Here is a 23,982-nt window from a genome sequence, read left to right on the forward strand (position 1 = left end):
TTTGTCGCTTTCGGCGCGGCTAACTTCATGATCACCGGGCTGGCCGGGGGTGCCGGCGGGGGTTAGGGGGTGGCGCTGGCCTCGGCGGCGATCTCGGGGAGGTCGGCGGGACCCGGGTCGGCGGCCGGGGGCGGCGTGGCGCCGGGGTTCTGCGCGGCGGCGCGGACCGCGGCCGCCACGGCCGGGGCGACCCGGGCGTCGAAGACGCTGGGCACGATCACCGTCGGATTGATCTTGTCCTCGCCGACCACGTCCGCGATGGCCCGGGCCGCCGCGATCGCCATCTCCTCGGTGAACTCCTCCGCGTGGGCGTCCAGCATGCCCCGGAAGACGCCCGGGAAGGCGAGCACGTTGTTGATCTGGTTCGGCTGGTCGGAGCGGCCGGTCGCCACCACCGCGGCGTGCTTGCGCGCCTCCCGCGGGTCCACCTCCGGGTCCGGGTTGGCCAGCGCGAACACGATCGCGTCCTTGGCCATGGTGGCGATGTCGTCGCCGGTGAGCAGGTTCGGCGCGCTGACCCCGATGAACACGTCGGCACCCCGGACCGCCCCGCGCAGGTCGCCCGCGTAGTTGTCCTTGTTGGTGTGGTCGGCCAGCCACTGCCAGGCCGGGTTGAGACCGGTCTGTCCGCGGTGCAGGGCGCCCTGCCGGTCGTACGCGATGATGTCGCCCACGCCCTGCCGCAGCAGCAGCTTCATGATCGCGGTGCCGGCCGCGCCGGCGCCGGAGACGACCACCCGCACGTCCGCGAGCTGCTTGCCCACGACGCGCAGCGCGTTGGTCAGCGCGGCCAGCACGCAGATCGCGGTGCCGTGCTGGTCGTCGTGGAAGACTGGGATGTCCAGCGCCTCGCGCAGCCGGGCCTCGATCTCGAAGCAGCGCGGCGCGGCGATGTCCTCCAGGTTGATCCCGCCGTACGCGGGCGCGATCGCCTTGACGATCGACACGATCTCGTCGGTGTCCTGGGTGTCCAGCACCACCGGCCAGGCGTCCACCCCGCCGAAGCGCTTGAACAGTGCCGCCTTGCCCTCCATTACCGGCAGCGAGGCGGCCGGCCCGAGGTTGCCCAGGCCGAGCACGGCCGAGCCGTCGCTGACCACGGCGACCGTGTTGCGCTTGATGGTGAGCCGGCGGGCGTCGGCCGGGTTCTCGGCGATCGCCTGGCAGACCCGGGCCACCCCCGGGGTGTACGCGCGGGACAGCTCGTCGCGGGTGCGCAGCGCCACCTTCGAGCTGACCTCGATCTTGCCGCCGAGGTGCAGCAGGAACGTCCGGTCGGAGACCTTGCGGACGTCCACCCCCTCCAGCGCGGTCAGCGTCTTGACCACCTGGTCGGCGTGGCTGGCGTCGGCGGTGTCGCAGGTGAGGTCGACGATCACGTGCGCCGGGTCGGAGTCGACCACGTCGAGTGCGGTGACGATGGCACCGGCCTCGCCCGCCGCGGTGGTCAGTCGGCCGATGGAGGAGGCGTCGGCGGGTACCGCGATCCGGATCGTGATCGAGAATCCGGCACTCGGCAGTCGGCTGATGGCCACGAAAACTCCTCCGTCATTACTGCGGTTCGCCAGGCATTTCTACTCGCTCGCCGAGGTCGGCCGGCAGCCGGCCCCGCTACTAGTGGGTACGACCACGGGCATATAGCAGGTGCATCGGGCGTTGCCACATGTCAGGATTGCTCGTACGCGCCGGAAATCCCCCGGCAATGGACAGAACGGACAGGAGACGCAGTTTGCGAGAGCAGGAGACCTACGTACCCTTCGAGGACGACGAGCTCGACGCCACCACCGGCGAGTTCGAGCTGTCGGAGCGGCAGGCGCTGCGGCGGGTCCCCGGCCTCTCCACCGAGCTCACCGACATCACCGAGGTCGAATACCGCCAGCTGCGGCTGGAGCGGGTCGTCCTGGTGGGCGTCTGGACCGAGGGGACCCAGGAGGACGCGGAGAACAGCCTCACCGAGCTGGCGGCGCTGGCCGAGACGGCCGGCTCGCAGGTGCTCGAGGGGCTGATCCAGCGCCGCAACCGGCCCGACCCGGCCACCTACATCGGTCGGGGCAAGGTCGACGACCTGGGCGCGGTGGTGCTCTCCACCGGCGCCGACACGGTGATCTGCGACGGTGAACTGTCCCCGTCGCAGCTGCGCAACCTGGAGCAGCGCACCAAGGTCAAGGTCGTGGACCGGACGGCGCTGATCCTCGACATCTTCGCCCAGCACGCCAAGAGCCGCGAGGGTAAGGCCCAGGTCGAGCTGGCCCAGCTGGAATACCTGCTGCCGCGACTGCGCGGTTGGGGTGAGACGCTGTCCCGCCAGACCGGTGGTAGCGGTCGCGGCGGCGGCGCCGGCGGCGGCGTGGGCCTGCGCGGCCCCGGTGAGACCAAGCTCGAGACCGACCGGCGCCGGATCCGGCACCGGATCGCCCGGCTGCGCCGGGAGATCAAGAGCATGACGACGGTACGCCAGACCAAGCGGGCCCGGCGCGCGCGCAACGCGGTGCCCGCGGTGGCCATCGCCGGCTACACCAACGCCGGCAAGTCCAGCCTGCTCAACCGGCTCACCGGCGCGGGCGTGCTGGTGGAGAACGCGCTGTTCGCCACCCTGGACCCGACCACCCGCCGGGCCGAGACCGCCGACGGCCGGCTCTACACCCTCTCCGACACGGTCGGGTTCGTCCGGCACCTGCCGCACCAGATCGTCGAGGCGTTCCGCTCGACCCTGGAGGAGGTCGCCGACGCCGACCTGGTGGTGCACGTGGTCGACGGCACCCACCCGGACCCGGAGGAGCAGGTGCGGGCGGTCCGCGAGGTGCTCGCCGAGGTGGGCGCCGACCGGCTGCCCGAGCTGCTGGTGGTCAACAAGACCGACGCCGCCGACGAGGAGACCCTGCTGCGGCTCAAGCGGATCTGGCCGGACGCGGTCCTGGTCTCCGCCCACACCGGGGGCGGGATCGACGGGCTGCGCGAGGCGATTGAGCAGCGGCTGCCGCGTCCGGCGGTCGAGGTCCGCGCGGTGCTCCCGTACGACCGGGGTGACCTGGTGGCCCGGCTGCACCGGCACGGCGAGGTGTTGAGCACCTCCCACCTGCCCGAGGGCACGCTGCTGCACGTACGGGTCAGCGAGGCGCTCGCCGCCGAGCTGGTGCCGTACCGGGCGGGGGACCGGCTCGCCAGCGGGGAGCGGGTCGCGGTCGCCGGGTGAGCCGTCCGGCGTCACCCGCCCGTAACCCGGGCCGTGCGACACTTGGCGCCATGCGGCATGCTGTCTCCTCGGTCACGATCGCGCTGAGCCTCGTCGGCGCGGTCGTGGCGCCGGCCGGGCTGGCCCTGGCGGCTCCCGCCGCGGCCCCCGCGCTGGCCGCGGCTCCGAAGAAGAAGTGCACGATCGAGGACAAGCGACTGCGGGAGCTGTCCGGCCTCGTCGCCACCAGCACCGGCTACGTGGTGATCAACGACGGCAGCGACCAGGAGAGCCTCAAGCGGGTCTTCTACCTCGACGCGAAGTGCAAGATCTCAAAGGACCCGGTCCGCTACTCGGGCGACGGGCCGGCCGACACCGAGGACCTGGCCCTCAGCCCGGACGGGGACACGCTGTGGATCGCCGACACCGGCGACAACATCACCAGCAAGACCCGCCGGGAGCGGGTCGCCGTCTGGAGCATGCCGCTCAACGGGTCCAAGAAGCCGGTCCTGCACCGCCTGTCGTACCCGGGCAACGAGCCGCACGACGCCGAGGCGCTGCTGATCGGGGATGACAATCTGCCGTTGATCATCACCAAGGAGACCTCCGGCAAGTCGGAGATCTTCACCCCGACGGCGAAGCTCAAGAACGGCGACACCCCCCCGGTGCCGATGAAGAAGGTCGGCGAGGTCAGCCTTCCCAAGACCAACACGGACAACAAGTTGGGCTCGCCGGGCCGGTTGCTCGTCACCGGCGCCGCCCGCTCGCCCGACGGCACCAAGGTTGTCCTGCGTACCTATGCGGACGCCTTCGAGTTCGACGTGACCGGTGGCAACATCGTCGCGGCGCTGACCACCGGCAAGCCGAGGGTCACCCCGCTCGCCGACCCGTTCGGCGAGGCCATCTCCTACACCCCGGACGGCAAGCTCTTCGTCACCGTCTCCGACGCCGGCAACCTCGAGGCCTCGGATCCGGTCGACATCCTCAGCTACACCCCGTCGACCACCGGTGTGGAGGCGCTGCCGAACGCCGGCAAGGAGGTGACCAAGCCGGCCGCCGAGAAGTCCTGGATCGACGGGCTGACCCTGGACCAGATCACCTACCTGATCGCGGCGGTCGGCGTGATCGGCGCGTTGCTGGTCGGCGCCGGGATCTTCGGCATCCTGCGCGCGCGCCGCAAGCCCGCGCCGGCCGAGGAGCCTTCCGACGAACTCGGCGACGAGTTCCCGGCGAACGGCAACCGACCCGACACCGCGCGCGGCGGGGTCTACGGCGGGGGCGCCAACAACGGCGGCGGCTACGGCGGCGGCGCCCAGGGCGGCGGCTACGAGGGCGGCCCGGCGAACGGTGCTCCGGGCCGACCGGCGGGCGGCGGCGTGTACGGCGGTGGCCGTCCCTCGGAGGGCGGCGGTGGTCGTGGTGGCGGCGTCTATGGCGGCGGCCAGCGGGGCGGTGGCCGCCCGCAGGGCGGTGGCGTTTACGGTGGTGGTCCGCAGCAGGGCGGCGGCGTGTACGGCCGCCCGCCGCAGGGTGGCGGCGGCTACGGCGGCGGCCCCCAGGGCGGGCGCGGGTACGGCGGCGGGCGTGCCGAGCCGCCCCGAGGCGAGCCCGACTACCGGGACCCGCGCAACGGTCGGGGCCACGGGGGCTACGACGAGCGGGGCCAGTACGGGCCGGTCTCCGGCGGTGGCCGGGAATACGGGGGCGACCGCTACTGACCTGGCACGGGTGACCGCCGCAGTCGGCGGTCACCCGCTCCGTGGTCAGATCCGGCGCAGCACCGCGACCACGCGACCCATGATGGTGGCGTCGTCACCGGGGATCGGGTCGAAGGCCGGATTCTGCGGCATCAGCCAGACGTGCCCGTCGCGGCGCCGGTAGGTCTTCACGGTCGCCTCGCCGTCGAGCATGGCCGCCACGATGTCGCCGGCCTCGGCGGTGGGCTGCTGCCGCACCACCACCCAGTCGCCGTCGCAGATCGCGGCGTCGAGCATCGAGTCGCCCTTGACCTGAAGCATGAAGACCTCGCCCTCGCCGACCAGCTCGCGGGGTAGGGGGAAGATGTCCTCCACCGCCTGCTCGGCGAGGATCGGGCCACCGGCGGCGATCCGGCCCAGCATCGGCACGTACGCCGGGGCGGGCCGCTGCGCGCGGGCCGCCTCGTCGTCGAGCACGTCGCCGGGAGCGCGGACGTCCACCGCGCGCGGCCGGTTGGGGTCGCGGCGCAGGAACCCCTTCTTCTCCAGCTCCTTGAGCTGGTAGGCGACGCTGGACGGGGAGACCAGGCCGACCGCCTCGCCGATCTCGCGCACGCTCGGCGGGTAGCCGTGGCGCTCCACCCAGGTGCGGATGAACTCCAGGATCCGGCGCTGCCGGGCGGTCAGGTCGACCGTCGTCGGGTCGGGGAAGCTGCTGACCACCGGCGTGACCGGGCGCACGGCGGGCTGCGCGGCCCGACTGCGCGCGGCGCGGGGTCGACGGGTCGCCGGCGGACCCGCCCCGTCGATCGGCTGCGGGTTCTTCTGCCGGCTGGCCCGGTCCTCGGTCACGTCCGTCCTCCCTGGTCGGCGCTGGGTGCCTTGGCGGCTCGTGGTGCGTGCTCGGGTGGTGCTGCCGACCGGATCGACGCGACACGCCGTGTCCGGTCGTTGTTGACCGTATAGGTGAGATCAGCCATTTTCAAACATCTGTACGACCTGTTATCGGCGTGTCGCGGTGAAATCCTGGATTTCCGAACGCCTGTTCTGGTAAATGGTACGTCGCTCTCGAACGCGTGTTCCAACGGAACGCGACCAATCGGGGGCTGGCGGTAACCCTCCGAGGTGTCGGCCGTTGGGTTTTCAGCGACCTGGGAAGGGCGGGACGGGTGAGTGATTCTGATGACGCGCGCGACACGCGTGCCAACTTGACCTCGCTAGGGCGACGGCATACGGTCGACCCCTAGATGTAGTAGTCACACGGGCGTAAGTCGCCTACAGGTTGGGTTCCACTACCGAACGCACTCCCGTACCGTCAACCCGGCGTCAGCCATCCGACGATGGCCTCGCCGCGGTGGCGCGTGCCCGGGAGCCGGTCGGTGCGCCCACGGTCGATGAAGGAGGTCAGGCGATGCGGTGTCCGTACTGCCGGCACGCCGACTCTCGAGTGGTCGACTCGCGGGAGGCCGACGACGGCCAGCTCATCCGGCGGCGGCGGGCCTGCCCGGAGTGCGGCAAGCGGTTCACCACCGTCGAGGAGGCGGTGCTCGCGGTGGTCAAGCGCAGTGGGGTGACCGAGCCGTTCAGCCGCATCAAGATCATCGGCGGGGTGCGCAAGGCGTGCCAGGGCCGGCCGGTCGACGACGACTCCATCGCGCTGCTGGCGCAGAAGGTCGAGGAGACCGTGCGGGCCAAGGGGGCCGCTGAGATCCCCAGCCACGAGGTCGGGCTGGCCATCCTGGGCCCGCTGCGCGACCTGGACGAGGTGGCCTACCTGCGGTTCGCCAGCGTCTACCGGTCGTTCGACTCGCTCGCCGACTTCGAGCGCGAGATCGAGACGCTGCGCGCCGCCGCGCGGGCCCGGGCCGGCGACGAGCCGGTCGAGGCCGCCGGCCGGACCAGCTGATTCTTTTCGGATTTCAGACAGATTTGGGGACGCGCGGTGGGTGACCGCGCGCAGACGAGGGGGGCGACGTGACGACCAGCAAGTCACGGAACAAGGCCGGGACAGGGCTGAAGATCGAGCGCGTCTGGACGACCGAGGGGGTGCATCCCTACGACGAGGTCACCTGGGAGCGCCGCGACGTCGTGATGACGAACTGGCGGGACGGCTCGATCAACTTCGAGCAGCGCGGGGTGGAGTTCCCCGAGTCCTGGTCCGTCAACGCGGCCAACATCGTGACCACCAAATACTTCCGGGGCGCGGTGGGGACCCCGGAGCGGGAGTGGTCGCTCAAGCAGCTGATCGACCGGGTGGTCGGCACCTACCGGACCGCCGGTGAGGAGTACGGCTACTTCGCCACCCCGGCTGACGCGGAGGTGTTCGCGCACGAGCTGACCTGGATGCTGCTGCACCAGGTGTTCAGCTTCAACTCGCCGGTCTGGTTCAACGTGGGCACGCCGTCGCCGCAGCAGGTCAGCGCGTGCTTCATCCTGGCCGTCGACGACTCGATGGACTCGATCCTCGACTGGTACAAGGAGGAGGGGCTGATCTTCAAGGGCGGCTCCGGCTCCGGCGTCAACCTGTCCCGGATCCGCTCCTCCCGGGAGCTGCTCTCCTCCGGCGGCAACGCCTCCGGCCCGGTCAGCTTCATGCGCGGCGCGGACGCCTCCGCCGGCACCATCAAGTCCGGCGGAGCCACCCGGCGCGCGGCCAAGATGGTGATCCTCGACGTCGACCACCCGGACATCCAGGAGTTCGTGGTCACCAAGGCGCGCGAGGAGGACAAGATCCGCGCGCTGCGGGACGCCGGCTTCGACATGGACCTGGGCGGCGCCGACATCGTCAGCGTGCAGTACCAGAACGCCAACAACTCGGTCCGGGTCTCCGACGAGTTCATGACTGCGGTGGAGAACGGCGGCGGCTTCGACCTGCGCGGCCGGCTCGACGGGCAGACCATCGAGACGATCGACGCCAAGAAGCTGTTCCGCAGCATCTCCCAGGCGGCCTGGGAGTGCGCCGACCCCGGCCTGCAGTACGACGACACCATCAACGACTGGCACACCTGCCCGGAGACCGGGCGGATCACCGCGTCGAACCCGTGCTCGGAGTATCTGCACCTGGACAACTCCTCGTGCAACCTGGCGTCGCTGAACCTGATGAAGTTCATGCGCGCCGACGGCAGCTTCGAGGTGGAGAAGTTCGTCAAGTCGGTCGAGTTCGTCATCACCGCGATGGACATCTCGATCTGCTTCGCCGACTTCCCGACCGAGAAGATCGGCGAGACCAGCCGCGCCTACCGGCAGCTCGGCATCGGCTACGCCAACCTCGGCGCACTGCTGATGGCCTCCGGCCTGCCGTACGACTCGGAGCAGGGCCGGGAGGTCGCCGCGGCGATCACCTCGCTGATGACGGGCACCGCCTACCGCCGCTCCGCCGAGCTGGCCGGCGTCGTCGGCCCGTACGACGGCTACGCCCGCAACGCGGAGCCGCACAAGCGGGTCATGCGCAAGCACGCCGCCGCGAACGACGCCATCAAGCCGACCGGCACCGTGGCCACCGCCATCCAGCGCGAGGCCACCAAGCAGTGGACGCTCGGCAACAAGGTCGGCGACAAGAACGGCTGGCGCAACTCGCAGGCCAGCGTCCTCGCGCCGACCGGCACCATCGGCTTCATGATGGACTGCGACACGACCGGCGTGGAGCCGGACCTGGCGCTGGTCAAGTTCAAGAAGCTGGTCGGCGGCGGCTCGATGCAGATCGTCAACCAGACCGTGCCGCGTGCCCTGCGCAGCCTCGGCTACCCCGAGGAGCAGGTCGAGGCGATCGTCGAGCACATCGCCGACCACGGCCACGTGGTGGACGCCCCGGGCCTCAAGCCGGAGCACTACCCGGTCTTCGACTGCGCGATGGGTGAGCGGTCCATCGCCCCGATGGGCCACGTGCGGATGATGGCGGCGATCCAGCCGTTCGTCTCCGGCGCCATCTCCAAGACGGTCAACATGCCCGAGCAGGCGACCGTCGAGGACGTCGAGAAGATCTACTTCGAGGGCTGGAAGCTCGGCCTCAAGGCGCTGGCGATCTACCGGGACAACTGCAAGGTGGGCCAGCCCCTCTCGGTGGCCAAGTCGAACAAGGCCGCCGCCGAGACCCCGGCCGCCGAGGTCGAGAAGGTAGTGGAGAAGGTCGTCGAGTACCGGCCGGTGCGCAAGCGGCTGCCGAAGAAGCGCCCGTCGGAGACGATCTCCTTCTCGGTCGGCGGCGCCGAGGGCTACCTCACCGCCTCGTCGTACCCGGACGACGGCCTCGGTGAGGTCTTCCTCAAGATGTCGAAGCAGGGCTCGACCCTGGCCGGCGTGATGGACGCCTTCTCGGTGGCCATCTCCATCGGTCTCCAGTACGGCGTCCCGCTGGAGACGTACGTCAGCAAGTTCACCAACATGCGCTTCGAGCCGGCCGGCATGACCGACGACCCGGACGTGCGGATGGCGGCCTCGGTGATGGACTACATCTTCCGTCGCCTGGCCCTGGACTTCCTGCCGTACGAGCGCCGCGCGGAGCTGGGCATCTTCACCGCCAAGGAGCGGGCCGCCCAGCTCCAGGCCGAGGCGGAGGCGGAGGCGAACGGTGCGGACCTCACCGCGATGGCCGCCTCCGCCCCGGTCGCGGCGCCCGAGCCGAAGGCGGTCGTCCAGCCGAAGCAGGAGGTCGCGGACGTCGCCGCCGTCAAGCCGGCGCCGTCGGTGGGCTCCAGCACCGAGCTGCTGGAGGCCGTGATCGGCAAGGCCGCCGACGCGCCGCTCTGCTTCACCTGCGGTACGAAGATGCGGCCGGCCGGTAGCTGCTACGTCTGCGAGGGCTGCGGCTCCACCAGCGGCTGCAGCTGACGTTCACCGTTTCGCGAGCGCGGCAGGGGCTTCCTGCCGCGCTCGCGGCGTTTCTACGGTCAGTGTCGGGTCTCCTTGCCCTGCTCAGCCCGGCGGCCTGACCGATGGTGGTACGCACGCTACGAACTTGATGTCGTAAACGATTCAGCTGGGACCCGTTGCTGCCGTCCACGTCGATGAATCGTCTACGCAATCAAGCTTGTAGTGCCTGGGGGAGAAGGTCCCCACACCCTCGTTCTGCCAGGCGCCGGTCGAGCTGTAGCCGACCTTGAGTCGTTGCCGCTACGCCTGGTCGTCCGCTGAATCGTCAGCGCTCCTCGTCACCATCCGTCGGGCGGGGTGGGCGGTTGTGCCGGGCCCACTCGTCCACCTCGTCGGCGTCCCAGACCGTCATCCCGATCAGGCTTGCGACGGGCAAGCTTCATAGACTGCCGCCATGGTGACCTCACCTCCGGTCGTCCAGGAGTTCGGCAGGGAACTCGCGGCGCTCGGCTGGGTCAGCGGGCTGCTGGTCGCCGGATCGCTGGCGACCGGCGACTACCTCCCCGGCGTCAGCGACCTCGACCTGGTCGCGCTGGTCGACGGCCCGGTCGACGAAGCCCGGCAGGCCGCGCTCGTCGAGCTGCACCGCCGCCTCGACGCCGGCGCCGGCGAGGGCCTCAACCTGGGCTGCGTCTACGTCGACGCCGCGGCGATCGCCGCCGTCCCGGTGCGGCACCCGACCTGGACCCACGGCCAGCTCGTCCAGCGCATCCTCTCCGGGATCACCAGAGCGGAGCTGGTGCGGCACGGGTACGCGATCTTCGGCCCCGCGCCCCGCGACGTCTTCCCACCGATGACCGCCGACGACGTACGCGCCGCCGCCCGGGCCGAACTCACCGGCTACTGGGCCTGGGCCGCCCGGCGTCCGTGGCTGTGGTGGGATCCCCTCATCGCCGACCTCGGTCTCACCTCGATGGCCCGCGGACGCCACGCCCTCGGCGCCGGCGAACTGCTCACCAAGACCGCAGCCGTCCAGCAGGCCGACGCCCCGGCCTGGCTGATCGACCAGTTGGCCGCGCGGCGCCGGGGTGAGCGCGTCTCCTCGCCCCGGCTCCGCACCGCCCTGATCGCATGGCGGGACGCCCGGCGGACCGTCGCCGGGGCACGAAGGGAGAGGCGATGAGCACCGCCGCCACCTACGAGAGGTTCGGCGCCCGCGAGGCACACGGCGTGTCACCCGCGTACGAGCGGCTGGCCCGGTCGGTGTCCCGCGACGACGAACTGCTCGCCCTGCTGGAGACCCTCCCCGCCGCCAAGCGGCAGCCGAACCTGCTGTTCGCCGTGGTCCGCCTCCTCGGCGGCCCGGTCGAGGATCCGGCCGCCTTCCGCGCCCACACGCTGGTGAACTGGCCGGCGATCGCGGCGGAGATGCGTATCCGGTCGACGCAGACGAACGAGGCCGGCCGGTGCGCCGTACTGCTGCCGGTGCTCGCCGCGTTGCCGCAGCCGCTCGCGTTGCTGGAGGTCGGCGCGTCCGCGGGCCTGTGTCTCTACCCGGACCGGTACGCCTACCGCTACGGCGACCACCTGCTCGGCGCGGGCGAGCCGGTCCTCGACTGTGCGGCCACCGGGATGGCGCCGCCGACCCGCCGGCCCGAGGTGGTGTGGCGGGCCGGCCTGGACCTGCGCCCGCTTGACGTGACCGACCCGGCGGACGTGGCGTGGCTGGACGCGCTCATCTGGCCCGAGCACACCCACCGCCGTACCCGGTTGCGGGCCGCAGCGGGGCTCGCCGCGGCCGACCCGCCGCTGCTGGTCCGGGGCGACCTGGTGGACGACCTGCCGGCGCTGGCCGCGCAGGCGCCGCCCGACGCGACCCTGGTGGTGTTCCACACCTCGGTGCTGTACCTGGTGCCGGAGCCCCGCCGCGACGCGTTCGCCGAGGTGGTACGCGAGCTGCCCGGGCACTGGATCGCGAACGAGGCACCGGAGGTGCTGCGCTACGCCGCGCTGCCGGAGCCGCCGAGCGAGGCACATCACAACGTCCTCGCGCTCGACGGCCGGCCGCTCGCCTGGACCCGCGGGCATGGCCAGGCGATCACCTGGTTCGGGTAGCGCCACCTACGCCCGCGCTGCCGACCGTCGCGTCACCCGACGAAGCAGACGGCAGCACCCGTCGCACCAGGTCCGCCACCGACCGGCCGCCGGTGAAGGCCCAGAGCGCGATGACCGGGTCGCAGATGGCGCAGCCGTGCGAGGAGCCGGGCAGGAACGGGATGATCGGTGCCCCCTTCAGGTGGTGCACCACGTCCCAGGCGGTGTGCAGCAGCCAGCCTATCCCGATCCACGTCCACGACGTCAGGCCCCGCCAGGCCACGTACGTCAACAGCACGACGAAGGGGAACTCCCCGAACCCGAGACCGCCGCCGCTGAGGTACGCCGCACCGGCCCCGCCCACCATGATCGCGTTGACGGTGCGGCGGTGCGGCTCGCGGATGAACGCGTTGAGGCACACGTACAGAAGGCCGATGAGCACTGGCACGAGGATGGTCATGGTGCCCGATTCTGCGGCTCGGCCCAGGCGCCGGGCAGGGGCCGGCGTGCCAACCGTCGACGGATTCCCGCCAGGATGGACGCATGCATCAGGTGGTGGTCCTCGCCTACGACGGGGTCGTCCCGTTCGACCTGTCCGTGCCGGTCGAGGTGTTCGGCCGGGCGCACCGGGCCGACGGCAGCCCGGCCTACCAGGTGCGCGTCTGCGCCGGCACGGCGGAGGTGCGGGCCGGCGCGATCAGCATCAGGGCGCCGTACGACCTGTCGGTGCTGGCCGAGGCCGACACCATCGTCGTGCCGGGGGTGGCCGACCTCGACGCGGCGCTGCCCGCGGCGGTCCTCGACGCCCTCGCCGCCACCCCGGCCCGGCTGGTGTCGATCTGCACGGGCGCCTTCGTGTTGGCCGCCGCGGGTCGGCTCGACGGCCGGCGGGCCACCACCCACTGGGCAGCCGCAGCCGAGCTGGCGCGCCGCCATCCCACGGTCACCGTCGACCCCGACGTGCTGTTCGTCGCGGACGGACCGGTGCTCACCTCGGCCGGCGCGGCGGCCGGATTCGATCTGTGCCTGCACGTCGTGCGCGGCGACCACGGGGCCGCGGTCGCCGCGGACACCGCGCGCAGCTGCGTCATGCCCCTGGAGCGTGCCGGTGGCCAGGCACAGTTCATCGCGTACGAGCCGCCCGCGCCGGCCGGGCACAGCCTGCAACCGCTGCTCGGGTGGCTGGCCGACAACCTGCACCGCCCGCTCACCCTGGCCGACATCGCCGGGCGGGCCGCGATGAGCACCCGCTCGCTCAGCCGGCACTTCCGGGATCAGACCGGCACCACACCGGTGCAGTGGCTCAACCGGCAGCGGATCCGCCGCGCCCAGCAGCTGCTGGAACGCACTGACCAGCCGGTGGAACGGGTCGGCTCGCTCGTCGGCTTCACCTCCCCGACGGCCTTTCGCGAATCCTTCCGGCAGATCGTCGGCGTCCCGCCCCGCGCCTACCGCGCCGCGTTCCCGCCCTCTGCCCTGAAGCCGCGCGCCGTGGCGAGGGCCACAGCGGCGACCGATGATTACGTACGATCCGGTTTCGCGCGTTCCGACGACGGGTGAAGGCGGCGATGACGAGCAACGAACGGTTCCGCGAGCGCACGGCCTCCGCCCCACCAACTCGGCGGCCGGCCGTCGTTGTCGCTCTGACCGTCACCATTGCCCTGGCGCTGACCAGCGGATGCTCGCTCAGCGAACGGACGACCGACCGGGCCCTGCCCCAATCCCCGGCCGTCACCGCAGTGCCGGACGCGACTGCCGTGCTGCCCTGGGCATCAGCGATGGTCGCCCGCAACGGCACCGACATCACCGTGTACGCCGGCCCCGGCGACGCCCCGTGCAAGGAGCCCTGGCAACCGCAGGCGACGGCCAGCGAGCAGGACGAGACTCAGGTGGTCGTCACGGTGACGGCTCGCGTCGTGGACGCCGCCGACTGCGGCGCCACCGGTTCCGCCCGTCCCCTCGTCGTGTCGCTGCGGAAGCCGTTGGGCCAGCGGGTGCTGCGCGACCCCGCCACCGTGCAGCCGCCGCCGACCTACTTTGAGCGTGATCTGCCGGACCTGTCCTCGGACAAGCGGTGGAGCCCGCATCCCTCACACTGGATGTCGACGGACCCGGGCTGGCATCAGGGCTACAACGGCCCCCGGGGGTCCGGGCTGCTCCTGAGCGCGCAACCCACCGCTGACGTGAGCCTCTCCGACCCGATCACGACCGTCGCGATCGGCTCGCGCCGAGGCACCGTCACCGGTGACGCAAAGAGGTCCTGGACGGTTTGGTGGGAGGCCGGGGCCGCGACCTATTCACTGCGATTGACGCCGACAGAGGGCGGCAGGTTCACGCTGACCCAGTTCAAACAGGAGCTCGCCAGACTGAGGTGGCGCTAGCGCGGCAGGGGATGGGCAGGGCCCTCAGGCCGGCGCGAAGTCGCGCATCCGGCGCAGCGGCGAGCAGACCACGAACAGCGCGGCGCTCCACATGCCGAGCACGCAGACCAGCAGCGCCGGCCGCAGCCCGAGCCGGGTGCCGAGCGCACCGCCGAACAGGGCGCCCAGTGGGATCGCGCCGTAGCAGACCCACAGGAACGCCGCGTTGACCCGACCCAGCAGCCGCGCTGGGGTGACCCGCTGCCGGTACGACATGGCCGCCACATTGAACAGCACCGCGTTGGCCGAGAACGCCGCCATGCCGCCCCCGTAGAGCAGCGCGCCCCAGCCGGGCCGGGCCAGCGGCATCAGCAGGTAGAAGGGGCCGGGCGCGGCCATCGACACCCAGATGGTCCGGGCGCTGCCGATCAGCGCGGTCAGCCGGCCGGCCAGCACACCGGTGAGCAGCCCGCCCACCGAGCCCACGGCGAGGAGCACCCCGATCGTGGCGGGGGAGGCGTGCAGGGTACGCAGCAGGAACGGCACCTCGATGGCGTGGGACGCCATGACGAAGAAGTTCGAGGTCGTCGTGCAGGCGAGCACCAGGGCGAGGATCCGCTGCCGGCGGATGAAGCCCAGGCCCTCGGTCAGCGCCGCCCGGAGCGGGACCCGCCCGGCCGCCGTCGCAACGGGCCGGTGCCGGATCAGGACCAGGGTCACGGCGCTGGCCAGGAAGCTCAGCCCGTCGGCGAGGAAGGTCCGGGTCGCGCCGAGCAGCCCGACGAGCGCACCGCCGATGCTCGGCCCCGCCAACTGGGCGACGTTCTCGCTCACCTCCAGCCGCGCATTCGCCGAGGTCAGATCGTGGGTCGACACCAGGGCAGGCAGCAGGCTCCGGTACGCCACGGTGAAGGCCACGGTCAGCACGCCGGAGAGCCCGACCACGACGTACAGGAAGGCCAGGGTGAGTTGGCCGACCAGGGCGACCACCGGCACCGAGAGCAGCAGCGCCGCCCGGCCCAGGTCGCAGGCGATCATCAGCCGCCGCTGGTCGACCCGGTCGGCCAGCACCCCGGCGGGCAGCGAGAAGATCAGGTACGGCAGCCAGGCCAGGACGGTCAGCAGCGAGATCTGGAAGATGCTCGCGTCGAGGACGGCCGTCGCCAGCAGCGGCACGGCCACCCCGGAGACGCGGGTGCCTACCTCGCTGACCGTCTGGCCGCTCCACAGCAGCAGGAAGTTGCGGCTCCGCCAGAGCGAGGTGTGGGTGGCGGTGGTCTCCGCTGGGGCGAGTTGCTGGGTCACGGTCCGGCCTGTTCGTCGGTGCCGCCACGGCCGGTCGCCGCAGCCCGGGCACGGTAACCCGCGGCCCGGCCGCCGGGCACGGCTATTTCCGACGCATCGGACGAGGCGGTGAGCCTGCGTGGTCGAGCGGCCGGAGCCGTTCGTCGCGTACCTGACCCGGTTCGGGACGGGGACGGATCCGGCCGGCGACTAGGGTTGCCGATCGTGACCGAACCGACCTGGCTGACCGAGACCCGAGCCGCGTACGACACCGTCGCCGTGGACTACGCCCGGCTGATCCCCGAGGTGGTGGAGGGCCCGCTCGACCGGGGCATGCTGGGCCACACCGTCTCGTACGACGTGCACTGGCTGCCCCCGGACCGGCTCGCCGAGGCCGGGTTCACTGTGCAGGCCACGCTGGTCCGGAAGGCGGAGGAGCACCTCCGCGAGCGGGGACCGCAGGCCTTCCTCCTGGCCACCCGGCCGGCGCCGCGCGTCGCATCCGGCCCGGTCGATGGCGGGAGGATGGCCTGATGACGGTGGCGCTGTTCACGCTCGGCGGCACGATCGCCATGGCCGGGGCCAAGGGGCAGGGCGTGGTGAGCCGACTCACCGGGGCCGAGCTCACCGCCGCCGTACCGGGGCTCGCCGACATCCCGCTCGACGTGCACGACGTGCAGGCGGTGCCGAGCGCCGCGCTGACGTACCGGCAGGTCCTGGACCTGGTGGCGGCGGCCGGGGCGGCGGTGGTGGCCGGGGCGACCGGTGCGGTGGTCACCCAGGGCACCGACAGCCTGGAGGAGAGCGCCTTCCTGGCCGACCTGGTCTGGCCGCACGAGGCACCGCTGGTGCTCACCGGCGCGATGCGCAACCCCACGCTCGCCGGCCCGGACGGCCCGGCGAACCTGCTCGCCGCCGCCCGGGTCGCCGCCGCGCCGGCCGCGCGCGACCTCGGCGTGCTGGTCGCGTTCAACGACGAGATCCACGCCGCGCGGCACGTCCGCAAGACCCACAGCACCAGTACGGCCACCTTCGCCTCGCCCAACGCCGGCCCGCTCGGCCACGTCATCGAGGGCAAGGTACGCGTGCTCACCCGGCCGCCCCGGCGCGCCCCGCTGCCGCCGGTGGACGCCGACCGGCTGGCCGCCACCCGGGTGGCGCTGCACACCGTCACCCTCGACGACGACGTGGCCCTGCTCGACGCGCTCGCCCGCGACCTCGACGGGCTGGTGGTGGCCGGTTTCGGGGTGGGGCACGTGCCCCCGGACTTCGCCCCGGCGCTCGGCGCGCTGGCGGAACGGATGCCGGTGGTGCTCACCTCCCGGACCGGGGCCGGGTCGGTGCTGCGGCACACGTACGGGGCGGTGGGCTCGGAGACCGACCTGCTCCGGCGGGGGCTGGTCTGCGGTGGGCTGCTCGACCCGTACAAGGCGAAGGTGCTGCTCCGGCTCCTGCTGGCCGCCGGCGCCGACCGCGCCCAGGTCGCGGACGCCTTCCACCGGTACGGGTGACCCGGTGCGCTCCCAGATCCGCACACGATCAGGGAAGTTGCTGGATCGCGGCACGAGGAGACAGCAACTCCCCGGATGTTGCGCGCCTGGTGGTGACCGGGCAGGCGGCCGGGCCGGGCTCCGTAGACTCGCCCGGTGACCGGAGAGCGACGACCCCTGGCGAACCGGCCGTTGGCCGAGCCGCACCCGTCCCGGCTGTCGCCCGATCACCCCGACCGGGAGCGGATCCTGGCCGCCCACGCGGCCGCGCTGGCCGCCGGGGAGGCTGGCTACCTGGACCCGGAGACCGGGCTCTTCGTGCTCACCGCCGGGTTCCTCGCCCGGCGCGGCACCTGCTGCGGGCGCGGCTGCCGGCACTGCCCGTACGTGGTCGATTGAGGACTTCCCTCTCACGCGAGCACCCCGTACGGTGTCCGACGGACATCCGGCGGGCAGCCCGCCGCGAGGGTGAAGGGATGAGCGTGCACGCCCGGACCTGGCTGGCCGCTTCGGCCGTACTGCTGACCGCTGGCTGTGCCGCGGAGGCCACTCCGGTGGCGCTGCCGCCGGCGGCGCAAGCGCCGGTGGAGGTGGCGGCGGCGTCCTCGGGTGGCGCGTGCCGGTTGCTCGACTTCGAGGTGATCGCCAAGCACACCGGGGCGCACTTCGACGTGGCCGCCGCCGTGGAGCAGGGCGACACCCACACCTGCGTGGTACGCACCGAGCGCAGCCTCCTGCCGGAGTTGACCCTCAGCGTGACCGACACGTCGATCGACACGTCAGGCTTCACCCAGGACGTGCTGCCTCGGGGCGCCACGAAGGTCAGCAAGCTGGGGAAGATCGCCTACCGGCAGAAGCTGCCGAAGAAGGGCAAGGCCGGGCCGGGGGCCGAGGTGGGCTGGCTCGCCACCGAGGGGCGGCTGGCCACCCTCCGCTGGACCAGCCCGCCGGGGACGGATCCGGCGGAGGCGGAGAAGATGGCCGGCAAGCTGGTCAACCTGGCCAAGGCGGTGGACACCCGCCGGCTCTGACCGGCGGGGTCGGCGAAGATCCTGACCGGCGGGTCAGCGGGCCGCGACGAACACCCGGGAGGCCACCTCGCGGGGCAGCCGGACCCGGTCGCCGGAGCGGTCGATCGAGACGCCGTCGCGCTCCTGCGCCACGGTCACCGTGGCGCCCGGGTCGACGCCCGCCGCGTGCAGTTGCCGGAGCACGTCCGCGTCGGTCTGCACGCTCTCGCAGATCCGCCGCACCACCACAGGGCCGGCGAGGCCGGGGAAGGCGAGGTTGCGCTCGGTCTCCGCGGACTCGGTCTCCGGCTCGCCGGGCTCGCCCAGCTCCTCCAGGCCCGGGATCGGGTTGCCGTACGGCGAGCGGGTGGGGCGGTTGAGCAGGTCGTAGACCCGCTTCTCCACCGCGTCGCTCATCACGTGCTCCCACCGGCAGGCCTCGTCGTGGGCCTCCTCGTAGGGCATCCCGATCACGTTCACCAGCAGCAGCTCGGCCAGCCGGTGCTTGCGCATGACCGAAACCGCGGTGCCGCGGCCCAGCGGCGTGAGCGACAGGTGCCGGTCGCCCTCGACCGTGAGCAGGCCATCCCGCTCCATCCGGGCGACGGTCTGGCTGACGGTGGGACCGCTCTGCTTCAACCGCTCCGCGATCCGGGCGCGCAGCGGCGGCACCCCCTCCTCCTCGAGCTCGAGGATGGTGCGCAGGTACATCTCGGTCGTGTCGACCAGGTCATGCTTCACGTCAGCGGCCTCCCGGTGATCGATGTTACCCGGACCCACCGACGATCGGCCGACGCCGAACCGCGAGGTCGCTGCCCGGATGGTGTTGACTGGACCGCATGTCCGGAACCGATGACCTGCTGATCGAGCCCGACCGGCTCGCCGCCGAGCTCGACCGCGCCGACCCGCCCACCCTGCTCGACGTCCGGTGGCGGCTCGTCGGGCCGCCCGGCCGGGACGACTACGCCGCCGGCCACCTGCCGGGCGCGGTCTTCATCGACCTGGACACCGAGCTGTGCGGCCGGCCGGGCGCGGCCGGTCGGCACCCGCTGCCCGACCCCGCCGCGCTCCAGGCCGCGCTGCGGGCCGCCGGAGTCCGCGCCGGTCACCCGGTCGTCGTGTACGACGGCGGCGACGGCATGTCCGCCGCCCGGGCCTGGTGGACGCTGCGCTGGGCGGGCCACCGGGCGGTGCGGGTGCTGCACGGGGGCTTCCCCGCCTGGGCCGCGGCCGGGCTGCCCGTCTCCACCGAGGCGCCGAAGCCGGCTCCGGGCGACGTCACCGTGGTGCCGGGGGCGCTGCCCGTGCTCGACGCCGGGGAGGCGGCCCGGCTGGCCGCCGCGGACACCGGGGTGCTGCTGGACGTGCGGGCCGCCCCGCGCTACCGGGGCGAGACCGAGCCGATCGACCCGGTCGCCGGGCATGTGCCCGGCGCGGCGAACCTGCCCGCCCCGGAGTACGTCACCGACGGCCGTTTCCCCGCCGCCGAGGCGCTGCGTGAGCGGTTCGCGGCCGCCGGGGTCGCCGAGGGCGCGCCGGTCGGGGCGTACTGCGGCTCGGGGGTGACCGCCGCGCAGGCGGTGCTGGCGCTGCACCTCGCCGGCCGACCGGACGCCGCCCTGTACGTGGGCTCGTGGAGCAACTGGGTGGCCGACCCGGACCGTCCGGTGGCCACCGGCGGGCCGTCCGGCCGCTGACTGTGCGTGCGGTGGGCGGGGTCGGGCGCCCGTGCGACGATGAGCCCATGGCCGACGACACGGTGGTGGTGTGGGACGAGGCCCTGCTCGCCTACGACATGGGTGATCATCCGCTCGACCCGGTCCGGGTGGAGTTGACCATCGCGCTCGCCCGTGAGCTCGGGGTGCTGGACCGGCCCGGGGTCCGGTTGGTCAAGCCGGAGCCGGCCGACGACGAGCTGCTGAGCCGGGTGCACGACCCCCGCTACCTCGACGCCGTGCGGGCCGCCCCGCGCGACCCGCTCTTCGCCGGCTTCGGGCTCGGCACCTCGGACAATCCCGTCTTCGACGGCATGCACGAGTCGAGCGCGCTGGTCGCCGGGGCGAGCGTGGCCGCCGCCGAGGCGGTGTGGCGCGGGGAGGCCCGCCGGGCGGTCAACGTGGCCGGCGGACTGCACCACGCCATGCCGGACCGGGCCGCCGGGTTCTGCGTCTACAACGACCCGGCGGTGGCCATCGCCCGCCTGCTCGACCTGGGCGCGGAGCGGATCGCGTACGTGGACGTGGACGTGCACCACGGCGACGGGGTGCAGGAGATCTTCTACCGCGACCCGCGGGTGCTCACGGTCAGCCTGCACGAGACGCCGCTCGCGCTCTTCCCGGGCACGGGCTTCCCCGACGAGACCGGCGGGCCGGGTGCGGAGGGCACCGCGGTCAACGTGCCGCTGCCGCCGGGCGTCGGGGACGCGGCCTGGCAGCGCGCCTTCCACGCCATCGTGCCGTCGGTGCTGCGGGCGTTCCGGCCCCAGCTCCTGGTCGCCCAGTGCGGGGCCGACGGTCACCGGCTCGACCCGCTGGCCGACCTGCGGCTCTCGGTCGACGGGCAGCGGGCCACCTACCTGGCGTTGCGGGCGCTCGCCGACGAGCTGTGCGACGGCCGCTGGGTGGCCTTCGGCGGCGGCGGGTACGCGCTGGTCGAGGTGGTGCCCCGGGCGTGGACGCACCTGCTGGCCGTGGCCACCGGGGAGCCCCTCGACCCGGCCACGCTCACCCCGCCGGCGTGGCGGGAGTTGGCGGCGAAGCGGCGGCCCGGCCGCGAGGTGCCGCTGCGGATGACCGACGACGCCGACCCGGCGTACGAGCCGTGGCAGCCGAACGGCGAGCCGAACGCGGTGGACCGGGCGATCGCAGCCAGTCGCCGGGCGGTCTTCCCGCTGTTCGGGCTCGATCCGCACGATCCACGCGACTGACCGGCGGTTGGGGGAGGACCGAGCGGTGACCACAGTCGAGCAACCGGCGGACGTGCTGCTCAGCGACGGCACGACCGTCCAGCTGCGACAGATCCGTCCGGACGACGGCCCGGGGATCGTGGGGATGCACTCGCGCTTCTCCGAGCGCACCCGCTATCTGCGCTACTTCTCGCCGTATCCGCGTATCCCCGAGCGGGACCTGCAACGCTTCGTCAACGTCGACCACCGCGACCGGGAGGCGTTCGTGGTGCTGGCCGGCGGCCGTATCGTCGCCGTCGGCCGGTACGAGCGGCTCGGCCCGGGGTCGCCGGAGGCCGAGGTGGCCTTCGTGGTGGAGGACGCGTACCAGGGCCGGGGGATCGGCTCGGTGCTGCTGGAGCACCTGGCCGACGCGGGCCGCCGGTTCGGCATCGTGCACTTCGTCGCCGAGGTGCTCCCGGCCAACGGGGCGATGCTGCGGGTCTTCTCCGACTTCGGCTACCAGGTCCAGCGCCAGTACGCCGACGGCGTGGTGCACCTGAGCTTCCCGATCGCCCCCACCGAGGCGACCCTGGAGGTGCAGCGCGGCCGGGAGCACCGCACCGAGGCCCGCTCGATCGCTCGGCTGCTCGCCCCGCGCGGCATCGCCGTCTACGGCGCCAGCACCACCGGGCAGGGCGTCGGCGCGGCCCTGCTCGGGCACCTGCGCGACGGCGGCTTCACCGGCGCGATCGTCCCGGTGCACCCGACGGCGGCGACCGTGGCGGGGCTGCCCGCGTATCCGTCGGCGGCCGACGCCGGGCTCGACGTGGACCTGGCGGTGGTGGCGGTGGCCCCGGAGGCGGTGACCGAGGTGGTCGCGGATGCCGCGAAGGCCGGCGCGCACGGCCTCGTGGTGATCTCGGCCGGCTTCGCCGAGTCCGGCCCGGCGGGCGCGGCCGCCCAGCGTGCCCTGGTCCGCGCCGCCCACCTGGCCGGCATGCGGGTGGTCGGCCCGAACTGTCTCGGCGTCGCCAGCACCGACCCGGCGGTACGCCTCAACGCCACGCTCGCCCCGGTGCTGCCGGCCCCCGGACGGGTGGGCGTCTTCAGCCAGTCCGGCGCGTTCGGGGTGGCCCTGCTGGCCGAGGCGTCCCGGCGCGGGCTGGGCCTGTCCAGCTTCGTCTCCGCCGGCAACCGGGCCGACGTCTCCGGCAACGACCTGCTCCAGTACTGGCAGGACGACCCCGGCACCGACGTCATCGCGCTCTACCTGGAGACCTTCGGCAACCCGCGCAAGTTTGCCCGGCTGGCCCGGCGGATCGGCCGGAGCAAGCCGATCGTGGCGCTCGCCTCGCTGGCCCGCCCGCCCGGGCTCGGCGACGGGCCGGCGCTGGACGCCGCCGCCGTCAGCGCGCTCTTCGCCCAGTCCGGGGTGATCCGCGTGGACACCGTCGCCGAGCTGCTCGACGTCGGCGTGCTCCTGGCCCACCAGCCGCTGCCGGCCGGCCGGCGGGTCGCCGTGGTCGGCAACTCCTCGGCGCTGACCGGGCTGGCCGCCACCGCGTGCGCCGCCCAGGGCCTCACCGTGGCCGACGGCTACCCGTACGACGTCGGCCCCCGGGCCGGCGCCGCCGAGTACGCGGCCGCGCTCGCCGCCTCCGCCGCCGACGAGCGGGTGGACGCCGTGGTGGCCGTCTTCGCGCCGCCGCTGCCCGGCCAGCTCACCGACCCGGAGGCCGACTTCACCGCGGCGCTGCCCGACGCGGCGACCGTCGGCAAGCCGGTGGTGGCGACCTTCCTCGCCGGCCGGGTGCCGGCCGGGGTGCCGGCGTACCCGAGCGTGGAGGAGGCGGTCCGGGCGCTCGCCCGGGTCAGCACGTACGCCGACTGGCTGCGCCGCCCGCCCGGGGTGCTGCCCGAGCTGGACCGCGTCGACCGGGCCGCCGGGCAGGCCGCGCTGCGGGTCGACGGCGCGGATGCGGCTGCGCTGCTCGGGGCGTACGGGATCGACGTGGTGGGGTCGGTGCCGGCGCGCTCGGCCGACGAGGCCCTGGCGGCGGCCGAGCGCCTCGGCTACCCGGTCGCGCTCAAGGCCGCCGCCCCGGGGCTGCGGCACCGCCTGGACCTCGGCGCGGTCCGCCTCGACCTGGCCGACCCGGCCGCGCTGCGCCGCGCGTACGCCGAGATGGCCCCGGCCTTCGGCGCGGACGTCCTGGTCCAGCCGATGGTCCCGCCCGGGGTGGCGTGTGTGGTGGAGCTGGTGGAGGATCCGGCGTTCGGTCCGGTGGTCGGCTTCGGGCTGGGTGGGGTGGCGACCGAGCTGCTCGGCGACCGGGCCTGGCGCGCGGTGCCGCTGACCGACCGGGACGCCGCCGAGCTGGTCGACGAGCCCCGGGCGGCGCCGCTGCTGCGCGGACACCGGGGCGGCGTGCCGGTGGACCGGGCGGCCCTGGTCGACCTGCTGCTGCGGGTCGGGCGGCTCGCCGACGAGCAGCCCCGGGTGCGCTCGCTGACCCTCAACCCGGTGCTGGCCCGGCCGGGCGGCATCTCCGTGCTGCACGCCACCGTCCGTACCGGCCTCGAGGCGCCGCGCCCGGACACCGGCCCCCGCCGGCTGTGAGGAAGGGCCTCAGGTTCAAGCACTGGAGGCCCCGGCGAACCGCCGGGGCCTCCAGTGGGGCGGGCCTGCTCAGCAGGCGTACGCCTCCAGGCGGTTGGCCCGCTCCGGGGCGCGCAGCTTCAGCAGGGTGACCTTCTCGATCTGCCGGATCCGCTCCCGGGACAGACCGAACTCGCGGCCCACCTCGTCGAGGGTGCGCTGCCGGCCGTCGTCCAGGCCGAACCGGAGCCGGATCACCGCCTGCTCCCGCTGGGAGAGGGTGGCCAGCACGATCCGTACCTCGTTGCGCAGCTCGCCGTTGGCGGCCGCGTCGCCCGGCTCCTCGCGTGGGTCCACCGCGGCGACGAAGTCACCGAGCGCGCTCTCGCCGTCGTCGCCGACCGCCTGGTCCAGGCTCACCGGCTCCCGGTCGTACGAGATCAGCTCGATCACCTGGAACTCGGGGATCTCCAGCGCCTTCGCCACCTCGGCGACGGTGGGTTCCCGGCCCAGCGTGACGGACAGCTCGCGGCGGACCCGGACCATCCGGTTGACCTGCTCGACCATGTGCACCGGGATG

Annotated in this window: 21 protein-coding genes; 15 read left to right on the forward strand and 6 right to left on the reverse strand. The window is 73.2% G+C overall.

The annotated features are described in order from the left end of the window. Positions 1-62: 62 nt before the first annotated feature. The gene (locus ACY34I_RS11145; protein WP_462754584.1) at positions 63-1,535 is read right to left on the reverse strand and encodes a malic enzyme-like NAD(P)-binding protein; all 1,473 of its coding nucleotides are present in this window, start codon (positions 1,533-1,535) and stop codon (positions 63-65) included. Positions 1,536-1,729: 194 nt separating this feature from the next. Here ACY34I_RS11145 and hflX point away from each other — a divergent pair, with 194 nt between their 5' ends. Continuing rightward, positions 1,730-3,193 carry a GTPase HflX gene (gene hflX, locus ACY34I_RS11150; RefSeq protein ID WP_462754586.1) on the forward strand — a complete coding sequence of 488 codons (1,464 nt, stop codon included), beginning with the start codon at positions 1,730-1,732 and terminating at the stop codon, positions 3,191-3,193. Between the two features lie 50 nt (positions 3,194-3,243). Continuing rightward, positions 3,244-4,890 (forward strand): hypothetical protein, encoded by a 1,647-nt coding sequence (locus tag ACY34I_RS11155; RefSeq protein WP_462754587.1) that lies wholly within the window; start codon positions 3,244-3,246, stop codon positions 4,888-4,890. Between the two features lie 45 nt (positions 4,891-4,935). On the opposite strand, the gene lexA is transcribed toward ACY34I_RS11155, so the two are convergent. Then, entirely contained in the window at positions 4,936-5,721 is a 786-nt protein-coding gene (lexA, locus tag ACY34I_RS11160; RefSeq protein WP_148795412.1) for a transcriptional repressor LexA, read from the reverse strand. A gap of 559 nt (positions 5,722-6,280) precedes the next feature. Here lexA and nrdR point away from each other — a divergent pair. From nrdR to ACY34I_RS11180, 4 genes are all read left to right on the forward strand, one after another. Beyond that, positions 6,281-6,775 (forward strand): transcriptional regulator NrdR, encoded by a 495-nt coding sequence (nrdR, locus tag ACY34I_RS11165; protein ID WP_148795410.1) that lies wholly within the window; start codon positions 6,281-6,283, stop codon positions 6,773-6,775. Between the two features lie 68 nt (positions 6,776-6,843). After that, on the forward strand, positions 6,844-9,696 hold the full coding sequence (locus tag ACY34I_RS11170; RefSeq protein WP_462754588.1) for a vitamin B12-dependent ribonucleotide reductase: 2,853 nt from the start codon (positions 6,844-6,846) through the stop codon (positions 9,694-9,696). 436 nt (positions 9,697-10,132) lie between these two features. After that, positions 10,133-10,861 carry a nucleotidyltransferase domain-containing protein gene (locus ACY34I_RS11175; RefSeq protein ID WP_462754589.1) on the forward strand — a complete coding sequence of 243 codons (729 nt, stop codon included), beginning with the start codon at positions 10,133-10,135 and terminating at the stop codon, positions 10,859-10,861. Further along, positions 10,858-11,793, forward strand: a complete 936-nt coding sequence (locus ACY34I_RS11180) for a DUF2332 domain-containing protein (RefSeq protein WP_462754590.1) — start codon at positions 10,858-10,860, stop codon at positions 11,791-11,793. The genes ACY34I_RS11175 and ACY34I_RS11180 overlap by 4 nt, the downstream gene beginning before the upstream one ends. On the opposite strand, the gene ACY34I_RS11185 is transcribed toward ACY34I_RS11180, so the two are convergent. Beyond that, a complete protein-coding gene (locus tag ACY34I_RS11185; RefSeq protein WP_462754592.1) occupies positions 11,777-12,232 on the reverse strand; it encodes a DUF6010 family protein in 456 nt (151 codons plus the stop codon). The two genes, ACY34I_RS11180 and ACY34I_RS11185, sit on opposite strands and share 17 nt — an antisense overlap. 83 nt (positions 12,233-12,315) lie before the next feature. Here ACY34I_RS11185 and ACY34I_RS11190 point away from each other — a divergent pair, with 83 nt between their 5' ends. Together ACY34I_RS11190 and ACY34I_RS11195 are read left to right on the forward strand one after the other, a co-directional pair. Then, positions 12,316-13,332 (forward strand): GlxA family transcriptional regulator, encoded by a 1,017-nt coding sequence (locus ACY34I_RS11190; protein ID WP_462754593.1) that lies wholly within the window; start codon positions 12,316-12,318, stop codon positions 13,330-13,332. A gap of 8 nt (positions 13,333-13,340) precedes the next feature. After that, positions 13,341-14,153, forward strand: a complete 813-nt coding sequence (locus ACY34I_RS11195) for a hypothetical protein (RefSeq protein ID WP_462754595.1) — start codon at positions 13,341-13,343, stop codon at positions 14,151-14,153. Between the two features lie 24 nt (positions 14,154-14,177). Here the strand turns inward: ACY34I_RS11195 and ACY34I_RS11200 are convergent, their stop codons facing one another. Then, on the reverse strand, positions 14,178-15,437 hold the full coding sequence (locus tag ACY34I_RS11200; RefSeq protein WP_462754597.1) for an MFS transporter: 1,260 nt from the start codon (positions 15,435-15,437) through the stop codon (positions 14,178-14,180). A 204-nt stretch (positions 15,438-15,641) separates the two neighbouring features. Between ACY34I_RS11200 and ACY34I_RS11205 the strand changes: the two genes are divergently transcribed. The 4 genes from ACY34I_RS11205 to ACY34I_RS11220 all read left to right on the forward strand — a co-directional run bounded on the left by ACY34I_RS11205 (position 15,642) and on the right by ACY34I_RS11220 (position 17,937). Next, entirely contained in the window at positions 15,642-15,950 is a 309-nt protein-coding gene (locus ACY34I_RS11205) for a hypothetical protein (RefSeq protein ID WP_462754599.1), read from the forward strand. Beyond that, positions 15,950-16,927, forward strand: coding sequence for an asparaginase domain-containing protein (locus tag ACY34I_RS11210; RefSeq protein ID WP_462754601.1), 978 nt, complete (start codon positions 15,950-15,952; stop codon positions 16,925-16,927). Before ACY34I_RS11205 ends, ACY34I_RS11210 begins: the two co-directional genes overlap by 1 nt. Before the next feature lie 135 nt (positions 16,928-17,062). Further along, positions 17,063-17,305 (forward strand): DUF5522 domain-containing protein, encoded by a 243-nt coding sequence (locus ACY34I_RS11215; RefSeq protein WP_462754603.1) that lies wholly within the window; start codon positions 17,063-17,065, stop codon positions 17,303-17,305. A 77-nt stretch (positions 17,306-17,382) separates the two neighbouring features. After that, positions 17,383-17,937: a YdgH/BhsA/McbA family protein gene (locus ACY34I_RS11220; protein WP_462754605.1), complete on the forward strand. Its 555-nt coding sequence runs from the start codon at positions 17,383-17,385 to the stop codon at positions 17,935-17,937. Between the two features lie 33 nt (positions 17,938-17,970). Here ACY34I_RS11220 and ACY34I_RS11225 read toward each other — a convergent pair whose 3' ends face one another. Then, positions 17,971-18,657, reverse strand: coding sequence for a metal-dependent transcriptional regulator (locus ACY34I_RS11225; RefSeq protein ID WP_148795383.1), 687 nt, complete (start codon positions 18,655-18,657; stop codon positions 17,971-17,973). 98 nt (positions 18,658-18,755) lie between these two features. Here ACY34I_RS11225 and ACY34I_RS11230 point away from each other — a divergent pair, with 98 nt between their 5' ends. From ACY34I_RS11230 to ACY34I_RS11240, 3 genes are read left to right on the forward strand one after another with little or no spacing between them, the layout of a single operon-like run. Then, entirely contained in the window at positions 18,756-19,613 is an 858-nt protein-coding gene (locus ACY34I_RS11230) for a sulfurtransferase (protein WP_462754607.1), read from the forward strand. Positions 19,614-19,660: 47 nt separating this feature from the next. Further along, entirely contained in the window at positions 19,661-20,842 is a 1,182-nt protein-coding gene (locus ACY34I_RS11235) for an acetoin utilization protein AcuC (protein WP_462754608.1), read from the forward strand. Positions 20,843-20,867: 25 nt separating this feature from the next. Next, positions 20,868-23,423, forward strand: coding sequence for a bifunctional acetate--CoA ligase family protein/GNAT family N-acetyltransferase (locus tag ACY34I_RS11240; RefSeq protein WP_462754610.1), 2,556 nt, complete (start codon positions 20,868-20,870; stop codon positions 23,421-23,423). Positions 23,424-23,492: 69 nt separating this feature from the next. On the opposite strand, the gene ACY34I_RS11245 is transcribed toward ACY34I_RS11240, so the two are convergent. Continuing rightward, the coding region (locus ACY34I_RS11245; protein ID WP_462754611.1) for a sigma-70 family RNA polymerase sigma factor at positions 23,493-23,982 on the reverse strand (490 nt) is incomplete at its 5' end.

The sequence above is a fragment of the Micromonospora sp. RTBAU3-60 genome, from assembly GCF_054963695.1.

Bases quoted from the DNA above. Each gene is read 5' to 3' on its own strand.
- ACY34I_RS11155 (WP_462754587.1), top strand. From the start codon at position 3,244: ATGCGGCATGCTGTCTCCTCGGTCACGATCGCGCTGAGCCTCGTCGGC.
- nrdR (WP_148795410.1), top strand. From the start codon at position 6,281: ATGCGGTGTCCGTACTGCCGGCACGCCGACTCTCGAGTGGTCGACTCG.
- ACY34I_RS11175 (WP_462754589.1), top strand. From the start codon at position 10,133: ATGGTGACCTCACCTCCGGTCGTCCAGGAGTTCGGCAGGGAACTCGCG.
- ACY34I_RS11180 (WP_462754590.1), top strand. From the start codon at position 10,858: ATGAGCACCGCCGCCACCTACGAGAGGTTCGGCGCCCGCGAGGCACAC.
- ACY34I_RS11185 (WP_462754592.1), bottom strand. From the start codon at position 12,232: ATGACCATCCTCGTGCCAGTGCTCATCGGCCTTCTGTACGTGTGCCTC.
- ACY34I_RS11190 (WP_462754593.1), top strand. From the start codon at position 12,316: ATGCATCAGGTGGTGGTCCTCGCCTACGACGGGGTCGTCCCGTTCGAC.
- ACY34I_RS11195 (WP_462754595.1), top strand. From the start codon at position 13,341: ATGACGAGCAACGAACGGTTCCGCGAGCGCACGGCCTCCGCCCCACCA.
- ACY34I_RS11210 (WP_462754601.1), top strand. From the start codon at position 15,950: ATGACGGTGGCGCTGTTCACGCTCGGCGGCACGATCGCCATGGCCGGG.
- ACY34I_RS11220 (WP_462754605.1), top strand. From the start codon at position 17,383: ATGAGCGTGCACGCCCGGACCTGGCTGGCCGCTTCGGCCGTACTGCTG.
- ACY34I_RS11230 (WP_462754607.1), top strand. From the start codon at position 18,756: ATGTCCGGAACCGATGACCTGCTGATCGAGCCCGACCGGCTCGCCGCC.
- ACY34I_RS11235 (WP_462754608.1), top strand. From the start codon at position 19,661: ATGGCCGACGACACGGTGGTGGTGTGGGACGAGGCCCTGCTCGCCTAC.